A 9795-nucleotide genomic window follows, 5' to 3' on the forward strand; every position below is an offset into this window, starting at 1 on the left:
GGCCGCCGACACCACCCGGCGACACCCATCCCGCTCACTCCTCGCGCATCCACTGCTCCATCACGGAGAGCAGATGGTCGGGATCGACCGGCTTGGTGACGTAGTCGGACGCGCCGGACTCGATGGCCTTCTCCCGGTCGCCCTTCATCGCCTTCGCCGTGAGCGCGATGATCGGCAGCCCGGCGAACTGCGGCATCCGGCGAATCGCCGTCGTCGTGGCGTAGCCGTCCATCTCGGGCATCATGATGTCCATCAGGACGACCGTCACATCGTCGTGCTGCTCCAGCACCTCGATGCCCTCACGGCCGTTCTCGGCGTACAGCACCGACAGGCCGTGCTGCTCCAGGACGCTGGTGAGCGCGAACACGTTGCGGATGTCGTCGTCGACGATCAGCACCTTCTCGCCCTCGAACCGAATGCCTCGGTGCGGCTGCGGCGCCGCCTCCTGCTGCCCCCCGGCCGCCCACTGCTCCTGAGAGGCACCCGCGGCCCCGTTCGGCCCCGGCAGCCCCGGGTGCTGCTCGGTCGCGGGCAGCGCCCTGCGGCGCCGCCTGAAGAGCGCGGCGGGCCCGTTCTGCGTCTCCTGGTACGACTTCACCTCGGCCGGCGTCTCGATGCCGACCCCGGACAGCTCCGCCTCCGAGGCGAGCAACTCCCCGGCCTCCAGGGCGGGCGCGAGCTGCCCGTAGCCCTGCGGGGGCAGTTCGCTCGGGTGCATCGGCAAATACAGCGTGAACGTCGAACCGCGTCCCGGCTCGCTCTGGGCGTGGATCTCACCGCCCAGCAGACGCGCGATCTCCCGCGAGATGGACAGCCCCAGACCCGTACCGCCGTACTTCCTGCTCGTCGTACCGTCCGCCTGCTTGAAGGCCTCGAAAATCACCCGCATCTTGCTGGCGGCGATCCCGATGCCGGTGTCGGTCACCGAGAACGCAATCAGCCCGGCGTCCGCGTCCCGCAGCGAACCCGCCTCCAGGAGCTGCTCCCGGATCGCCACCGGGACATCCGCGCCGGCGGGCCGGATCACCAATTCGACCGCTCCGGAGTCGGTGAACTTCACCGCGTTGGAGAGCAGGTTGCGCAGCACCTGAAGGAGGCGCTGCTCGTCGGTGTGCAGCGTGGCGGGCAGTTCCGGCGACACCCGGACGGAGAAGTCGAGGCCCTTCTCCGCGGTCAGCGGACGGAAAGTGGCCTCTACGTAGTCGACGAGTTGGACCAGCGCGATGCGGGTCGGCGACACGTCCATCTTGCCCGCCTCGACCTTCGACAGATCGAGGATGTCGTTGATCAGCTGAAGCAGGTCGGAACCCGCTCCATGGATCGTTTCCGCGAACTCGACCTGCTTCGGCGTCAGGTTCGACTCGGCGTTGTCGGCGAGCAACTTCGCGAGGATCAGCAGGGAGTTGAGCGGCGTGCGCAGCTCGTGCGACATGTTCGCCAGGAACTCGCTCTTGTAGCGCATGGAGACCGCGAGCTGCTCGGCACGCTCTTCCAGGACCTGCCGCGCCTCCTCGATCTCGGTGTTCTTGACCTCGATGTCGCGGTTCTGCTGGGCCAGCAGCTCGGCCTTGTCCTCCAGTTCCGCGTTGGAGTCCTGAAGGGCCTTCTGCCGGTTCTCCAACTCCGCCGAGCGCTCCCGCAACTGCTCGGTGAGCTCCTGCGACTGCTTGAGCAGCACCTCCGTCTTGGTGTTGACGGAGATGGTGTTGACGCTCGTCGCGATCATCTCGGCGATCTGGTTCAGGAAGTCCTTCTGGATCTGCGTGAACGGCGTGAAGGACGCCAGCTCGATCACACCCAGCACGGTCCCCTCGAAGAGCACCGGAAGCACGATCACCTGCGCCGGGGGCGCCTCGCCGAGCCCGGACGAGATCTTCAGATAGCCACTCGGCGCGTTCTCCACCAGGATCGTGCGCTTCTCCTGCGCGGCCGTCCCGATCAGCGCCTCTCCGGGCCGGAACGACGTCGGCATGGAGCCCATCGAGTAGCCGTACGAACCGAGCATGCGCAGCTCGTAGGCGTCCTCGTCGTTGCCCGCTTCCTTGCCGTCGACCAGCGGCATGGAGAGGAAGAACGCGCCGTGCTGCGCCGAGACCACCGGCGTCAGCTCACTCATGATCAGCGAGGCCACGTCGTCGAGGTCGCGGCGCCCCTGCATCAGGGCGGAGATACGGGCGAGGTTGCCCTTGAGCCAGTCCTGTTCCTTGTTGGCGATGGTGGTGTCGCGCAGGTTGGCGATCATCTTGTTGATGTAGTCCTGAAGTTCCTGGATCTCGCCCGAGGCGTCCACGTCGATCTTCAGGTTCAGGTCGCCGCGGGTCACCGCGGTCGCCACGCGCGCGATGGCACGCACCTGCCGGGTCAGGTTCCCGGCCATCTCGTTCACCGACTCGGTGAGGTCGCGCCAGGTGCCGTCGACGTCACGCACGCGTGCCTGGCCGCCCAGTTGCCCCTCGGTACCCACCTCGCGGGCGACTCGGGTGACCTCCTCGGCGAAGGACGACAGCTGGTCGACCATCGTGTTGATGGTGGTCTTCAGCTCCAGAATCTCGCCGCGCGCGTCGATGTCGATCTTCTTGGTGAGGTCGCCCTTGGCGATGGCCGTGGTGACCATCGCGATGTTGCGTACCTGCCCGGTCAGGTTGGACGCCATCCCGTTCACGGACTCGGTGAGGTCCTTCCACGTACCGGCCACACCCGGGACGTGCGCCTGCCCGCCGAGGATGCCGTCCGTGCCCACCTCGCGGGCCACCTTGGTGACCTGGTCGGCGAACGAACTCAGCGTCTTCACCATGGTGTTGAAGGTGTCGGCGAGCTGCGCGACCTCGCCGCGCGCCTCGATCGTCACCGTACGGGTCAGATCGCCGTTGGCGACGGCCGCGGCGACCTGGGAGATGTTGCGCACCTGCATGGTCAGGTTGTTGGCCATCAGGTTCACGTTGTTGCTGAGGTCCTTCCAGATGCCCGTGACACCGGGCACATGGGCCTGCCCGCCGAGGATGCCCTCGGTGCCCACCTCACGGGCCACCCGGGTCACCTGCTCGGCGAAGGACGACAGCTGGTCCACCATCGTGTTCACGGTGGTGACGAGTTCGAGGATCTCGCCCTTGGCGTCGACGGTGATCTTCTTCGACAGGTCACCCATGGCGACCGCCGTCGTGACCTCGGCGATGTTACGGACCTGGATGGTCAGGTTGTTCGCCATGAAGTTCACGGACTGCGTGAGGTCCTTCCAGGTGCCGGAGACACCCTGCACCTCGGCCTGACCGCCGAGCATGCCCTCCGTGCCCACCTCACGGGCCACCCGCGTCACCTGCTCGGCGAAGTTCGAGAGCTGGTCCACCATCGTGTTGAGGGTGTTCTTCAGCTCCAGGATCTCGCCACGCGCGTCCACGTCGATCTTCTGCGACAGGTCACCCCGCGCCACCGCGGTCGCGACCTGCGCGATGTTGCGCACCTGGGCGGTGAGGTTGCCCGCCATGCCGTTCACGGAGTCCGTCAGGTCGCGCCACACGCCGGCGACGCCAGGCACCTGCGCCTGACCGCCGAGCCGGCCCTCCGTACCCACCTCACGGGCCACCCGCGTCACCTGGTCCGCGAAGGCGGAGAGCTGGTCGACCATCGTGTTGATGGTGTTCTTCAGCTCCAGGATCTCGCCACGCGCGTCCACGTCGATCTTCTGCGACAGGTCACCCCGCGCCACCGCCGTGGTGACCTGGGCGATCTGCCGTACCTGCGAGGTCAGGTTCCCCGCCATGAAGTTGACGGAGTCGGTGAGTTCCTTCCACGTACCGGACACGCCGTCCACGCGGGCCTGACCGCCCAGGCGGCCCTCCGTGCCCACGTCCCTGGCCATCCGCGTCACCTGGTCGGCGAACGAGGACAGCTGATCCACCATCGTGTTCACGGTGTTCTTCAGCTGGAGCATCTCTCCGGAGACGTCGACCGTCACCTTCTGAGACAGGTCACCGTTCGCGACCGCCGTCGTCACCTGCGCGATGTTGCGGACCTGACCCGTCAGGTTCCGGAACGCCGTGTTGACGGAGTCGGTGAGATCCTTCCACGTACCGGCCACACCCGGCACCTGCGCCTGGCCACCCAGTTCACCCTCGACACCGACCTCGCGCGCCACGCGCGTGACCTCGACACCGAACGACGACAGCTGGTCGACCATCGTGTTGACGGTGTTCTTCAACTCCAGCATCTCGCCGGCCACGTCGACGGTGACCTTCTGCGACAGATCACCGTTGGCCACCGCCGTCGTCACCGCGGCGATGTCCCGCACCTGGGTGGTGAGGTTCCGGAAGACCGTGTTGACGGAGTCCGTCAGGTCCTTCCACGTCCCCGCCGCGCCCGGCACGTTCGCCTGACCGCCGAGCCGCCCCTCGCCACCGACCTCGTTGGCCACACGCGTGACCTCGTCCGCGAACGTCCGCAGCGTCTCGGTCATCTGGTTGATCGTCTCGGCGAGCTGCGCGACCTCGCCGCGTGCGGAAACGGTCACCTTCTGCGACAGGTCACCGCTCGCGACCGCCGTCGTCACCTGTGCGATCCCGCGCACCTGGGCCGTGAGGTTGCCGGCCATCAGGTTCACCGAGTCGGTGAGGTCCTTCCACACGCCGGCCACACCGGGCACCTGCGCCTGGCCGCCGAGCTCGCCCTCGGTGCCCACCTCGCGGGCGACGCGCGTCACCTCGGAGGAGAACGAGGACAGCTGATCCACCATCGTGTTGACGGTGTTCTTCAGCTCCAGCATCTCGCCGGCCACGTGAACCGTGACCTTCCGGGACAAGTCGCCCTTCGCGACCGCCGTCGTCACGAGAGCGATGTCACGTACCTGAGCCGTCAGCCGGTACGCCATGGTGTTGACCGAATCCGTGAGGTCCTTCCACGAACCGGACATTCCACGCACCCGGGCCTGCCCGCCCAGCTTGCCCTCGGTGCCCACCTCACTGGCCACGCGCGTGACCTCGTCGGTGAACGTCGACAGCTGGTCGACCAGGTTGTTGACCGTCCGTCCGACCTTCAGGAACTCCCCGCGCAGCGGATGCCCGTTGCCGTCCGCCGCCTGCGCCCGCAGCTCCATACGCGGCGACAGATCGCCCTCCGCCACCGCGGACAGCACCCGGCCGACCTCGGAGACCGGTCGTACGAGGTCGTCGACGAGCGCGTTCGACGCGTCGATCGCAGCACCCCAGGAACCCTCGCAGGCGCCCGACTCCAGCCGCTCCGTGAGCTTTCCCTCACGCCCGACCACCCGCCGCACCCGCGACAGCTCACCCGTCAGATGCAGATTCCGGTCCGCCACCTCGTTGAAGACAGCCGCGATCTCCGACATCACACCATCACCGGAGACCGTGAGGCGCTTGCGGAAATTGCCGTCCCGCATCGACACCAGGGCCGTCAGCAGCCTGTTCAGGGCAGCCGTATCCACCTCGGTGGTGCCATTGCGTGGTGTGCGCCGGTTGTTCAGGGACTGTCCGTCTTCTGCGCGCGTCTTACCGCCCCGCGTCGCTGCGCCAGACTCCACTGTGTCCCTCCCGCAAGGGTCGACCAATACTGCTCGGCGTACTCGGGTACTGCTTGCTCGGGTACCACTGCTCGTGCTCACGTACTACTTGCTCGGCGAACGGGCAGGCACTCAGCCTGTCCGACCTTCTCACTGGAGCTTGCCCAGTGTTTCACCCCGGCTGAACCAGGCCATAACAGTTCGGCAGCTTCGCACATCGTCCGCACACCGCCCGGAAACGGGCACAGCCTTGTCAGGACGGAAACACAGGCACCTGTCCGAACGGAAACTCTGCCCCTCTCCCGACGGAAACACCGGTGACCGGCATCCGCATGGACGGCGAAGGTAAGTAACCTTGCATGCGGCTGTCCAGCCACACCGGTTTGTCCGGCCTGGACGGTGGCACAAGAACGAGCGGGCAGGCATCGGAGGGGCACCGCACCATGACCACCGGACTGCATCCTGGGGGACAGCCCCAGGATCCTCGGCCGACCGGGAACCAGGCACTGCCCCGGCAGGAGCGGGTCGGCCACGGGGCCCCGCACGCCGACAACCGGACAAGGAGTGCTGTGATCACCGCGCGCGCGGCCGCCAGTTTCGATCCCGTCGGGCGATCGGTCGCGACCGCCAGATCCTTCGTCCGCGACACCCTCCAGGGCTGGGGCTTCGCCGACATCGTCGACGACGCGGTGGTCCTGACCAGCGAACTCGTCACCAATGCTGTCGTACATGCGGGCACCTCCGCGGATGTCCTGTGTCTGCGCAGCGACGAAGGCGTACGCATCGAGGTGGCGGACCGCTACCCGGAACGTGAAATTCCACTCCAGGCGACGGCTGTGAACATGGGCAGCCCCGACCGCGAGGGCGGGCGCGGACTCCAGTTGTGCGCCGCCCTGGCCGGCCGCTGGGGCGTCGACTACTCCCCCACGCACAAGCAGGTCTGGTTCCACCTCGACCTCCCCGATCGCCCGGTCGGCACCCGCACCGCGGGCCCCTCCCTCCCCGCCGACCTCCTTCCGCTGGCCGACGGCCGCGTCCGCGTCGCGGTGATCCAGATCGACCGCGTCGGCGCCATCTCGGCCTGGAACGAGGACGCGGAGGACCTCTTCGGGTACGCCGCCGAGCAGGTCATCGGCAAGCCCCTCACCGACCTCGCGGCCTGGCCGCACACCCCGGGCACCAGCACCGGCATCGTCGAGGCCCTCCAACTCTCGCGCTGGGAGGGCACTTACGGGCTCCGGGGCGCGAGCGGCCGCGTGACCCCGGTCTACGCCTCCCACCTTCGCGTACGCGACACGGGCGGCGAACCCTCCACGGTCTGCCTCCTCGTGCGCGACCACGAACGCGCCGTCCTGCAGACCCCGTTGCGGGCGTCGGCCACCGACACGACGACCAGCTCCGAGGGCCAGGCCACCGACCCCTTCGAGGTCTTCATCGGCTCCCCCGCCCCGGACGACCTGGACGGCCTCCTCCAGCGCACGGTGGAGCGCGCCCGCGACATGCTCGACGGAGACTCCGCCTTCCTGCTCCTCGCGACCGACGACGAGACGGAGTTGGAGGTACGAGCCTCGACGGGCCTGCCCTCCGCCCGCCAGCGCTTCGCCCGCGTCCCCGTCGAGGCGGGCCCCGGCCGCTACGGCTCGGCCCGCATGCCCGCCGTCCACGAGGATCTGACGGTCGTCCCCGGCGCCGTACCGCTGCTGGCCGGCACCGGCATGCGCTCCGTCGTCACGGTCCCGCTGAAGGTCGAGGGCCGCCTCACCGGCTCCCTCGGTGTCGCGGCCGAGGGACCCTCCCGCTACTCGAACGAGGAGGCCCTGCGCCTCCAGTTCGCCGCCGACCGCATCGCGCTCGCGGTGGAATCGGCCCGCCTGGGTGAGCTGGAACGCCTGCGCCGCGGTTCGCTGAGCTTCCTCGTCGAGGCCTCCGACCTCCTCGCCGGCACCCTGGACCGCGACCAGACCCTCGCCCTGATGGCCCAGATGACGGTACCGACCCTCGCCACCTGGTGCGCGGTCTACACGATCGCCGACCAGGCCTCGGACCCGTACCTCTCGTACGTCCTGCACGAGGACGAAGAACGCATCGACGGTCTCAAGGCCCTGCTCTCGAAGATCGCCCCACCGGACCCGGTCCCCACCCCCGGCGCCCGCGTCTGGGCGGCCCCGGGCGAGGCCGCCCACCAGGCGGCCCTGCGCACCTCCATGCGCAGCCTGGGCCTCGGCGAGCCCGCCTCGCTGACCTCCGGCATCGGTACGACCCTGGCGACGGCCGCGGCGGTCGGCGGCGAGACCGTCGTCCTGCCCCTGGTGGCCCGCAACCGCGTCATCGGCATGCTGACGCTCGGCAAGCCCTCCGACGAGCACTTCCGCCAGGAAATCCTGGAACTGGCCGAGGACCTGTCCCGCAGGGCCGCCCTGGCCCTCGACAACGCCCGCCTGTACTCGGAGCGCACGGCCATCAGCCAGTCCCTCCAGCGCAGCCTCCTGCCGCCCGACCTCCCACACATCGACGGCGTCGAGGTCGAGGTCATCTACCGCGCGGCCGGCGAGGGCAACGAGGTCGGCGGCGACTTCTACGACCTCTTCCCGATCCGTGACGGCGTCTACGGCTTCGCCATCGGCGACGTCTGCGGTACGGGCCCGGAGGCGGCGGCGGTCACGGGCCTCGCCCGGCACGCCCTGCGCCTCCTTGCCCGCGAGGGCTTCGGCGGCCCCGCGGTCCTGGAGCGCCTGAACTCGGCGATCCTGGACGAGGGCGCCCGCAGCCGCTTCCTGACCCTGCTCTACGGCGAGTTGTGGCCCCAGGAGGACGGCAGCGCCATGCTGAAGGTGGTCTGCGCGGGCCACCCGCTCCCGCTCCGCCTACGCCAGGACGGCACCGTGGAAGCGGCCGCCGAACCGCAGCCCCTCCTCGGCGTCATGGAGGACCTGGAGCTGTATGAGCAGACCATCACCCTCGACCCGGGCGACGTCCTGCTCTGTGTCACGGACGGCGTCACCGAACGCCGTGAGGGCACCCGCATGTTGGGTGACGACGGCCTCACGGACGTCCTCACCACGTGTACGGGCCTCACGGCGGGAGCGGTGGCCGCCCGCATCATGCGCGCGGTCGAGCGCTTCGCCTCCGACGCCCCGTCCGACGACATGGCGATTCTGGCGATGCGGGTGCCGGGTCTTCAGCGGGACTGAGGTCGGAACTCGACTCCGGAACATGAGAAAGGCCCCCACCCGCAAGGGTGGAGGCCTTTTCTGCTGGAGCCCCCCAACGGAATCGAACCGTTGACCTTCTCCTTACCATGGAGACGCTCTGCCGACTGAGCTAGGGGGGCCAATCGCCTTTTCGAGGTTTCCCTCGCGGCAACGAAATAGATCATACCCCGAACAGCGGCCTGCTCCCAACCAGTCCCGTCGGATCAGAAGGCGGGCTGCAGCAATCCGCCGAGCGCATTGCACGCGGAGACGATCCGCTGCATCTCCCGCTTCGTCAACGACGCGTCCACGGGCAGCGCGAGGGTCTCGTCGGCGGCCCGCTCCGTCTCCGGGAGGTGCACGTCCCGCCGGAACCCGGGCAGCCGGTGCACAGGCGTCTTCACCGGCACCCAGCACTCAACTCCCTTGGCCCGTATGGCCCGTGCGAAGGCGTCCCGGTCCGGCCGGCCGTTGCCGGGCACGCGCACGACGTACTGCTGGTACGTGTGCCCGTCACCGCCGTCCGGCGTGCGCACTCCACTCAGCCGCCCGTCGAGATAGGAGGCCCGCTCCCTGCGCTGCGCGATCTCGTCGTACGGCGCCTCGGACTCGCCCAGTTCCAGCACCAGGAGCCCGTGTCGCTGCCCGACATCCCGCAGTCGCACCATGTCGGCCGACCGACCGAAGCGGTGTACGACGACGACAGCGGTCGACCTCGGGGTGACGGCCGCCTCGACAGCGTCGGCGTCAAGGCAGTAGGTCACCGGGTCTATGTCGGCGAAGACGGCGGACGCACCCACTTGGGACACGGCCTCCGCGACCTCGACGTTCCCGAACGCCGGCACGATGACCTCGTCGCCGACTCCGACGCCCGCGGCCCTGAGCATTGCAGCTGTACCCATGCCGCGGATGCTTGTCGCGCAAAGTGAACGCAAAGTGTCGGACAACAAAAAAGAGCTGGTCCCCGAACCGAAGTTCGGGGACCAGCTCTTTTAATATGAGTTCGGCGGCGTCCTACTCTCCCACAGGGTCCCCCCTGCAGTACCATCGGCGCTGTGAGGCTTAGCTTCCGGGTTCGGAATGTAACCGGGCGTT

The 9795-nt window shown here is 68.5% G+C and carries 3 protein-coding genes, 1 tRNA gene and 1 rRNA gene; 1 reads left to right on the forward strand and 4 read right to left on the reverse strand.

The features are described 5' to 3' along the window. Nucleotides 1-34: 34 nt before the first annotated feature. A complete protein-coding gene (locus ACIRA5_RS41245) occupies nucleotides 35-5530 on the reverse strand; it encodes a HAMP domain-containing protein (protein WP_403700003.1) in 5496 nt (1831 codons plus the stop codon). 422 nt (nucleotides 5531-5952) lie between these two features. Between ACIRA5_RS41245 and ACIRA5_RS41250 the strand changes: the two genes are divergently transcribed. Continuing rightward, nucleotides 5953-8700: a SpoIIE family protein phosphatase gene (locus ACIRA5_RS41250; RefSeq protein ID WP_403700006.1), complete on the forward strand. Its 2748-nt coding sequence runs from the start codon at nucleotides 5953-5955 to the stop codon at nucleotides 8698-8700. 64 nt (nucleotides 8701-8764) lie between these two features. On the opposite strand, the gene ACIRA5_RS41255 is transcribed toward ACIRA5_RS41250, so the two are convergent. The 3 genes from ACIRA5_RS41255 to rrf all read right to left on the reverse strand — a co-directional run. Further along, a tRNA-Thr gene (locus ACIRA5_RS41255) sits at nucleotides 8765-8840 on the reverse strand. Nucleotides 8841-8924: 84 nt separating this feature from the next. Continuing rightward, entirely contained in the window at nucleotides 8925-9587 is a 663-nt protein-coding gene (locus ACIRA5_RS41260; protein ID WP_403700029.1) for a DegT/DnrJ/EryC1/StrS family aminotransferase, read from the reverse strand. Nucleotides 9588-9701: 114 nt separating this feature from the next. Then, a 5S ribosomal RNA gene (gene rrf / locus ACIRA5_RS41265) occupies nucleotides 9702-9795 on the reverse strand; the annotation flags it as partial.

This window comes from Streptomyces sp. NPDC096311, assembly GCF_044763085.1.
In the GTDB taxonomy this organism is placed as follows: domain Bacteria; phylum Actinomycetota; class Actinomycetes; order Streptomycetales; family Streptomycetaceae; genus Streptomyces.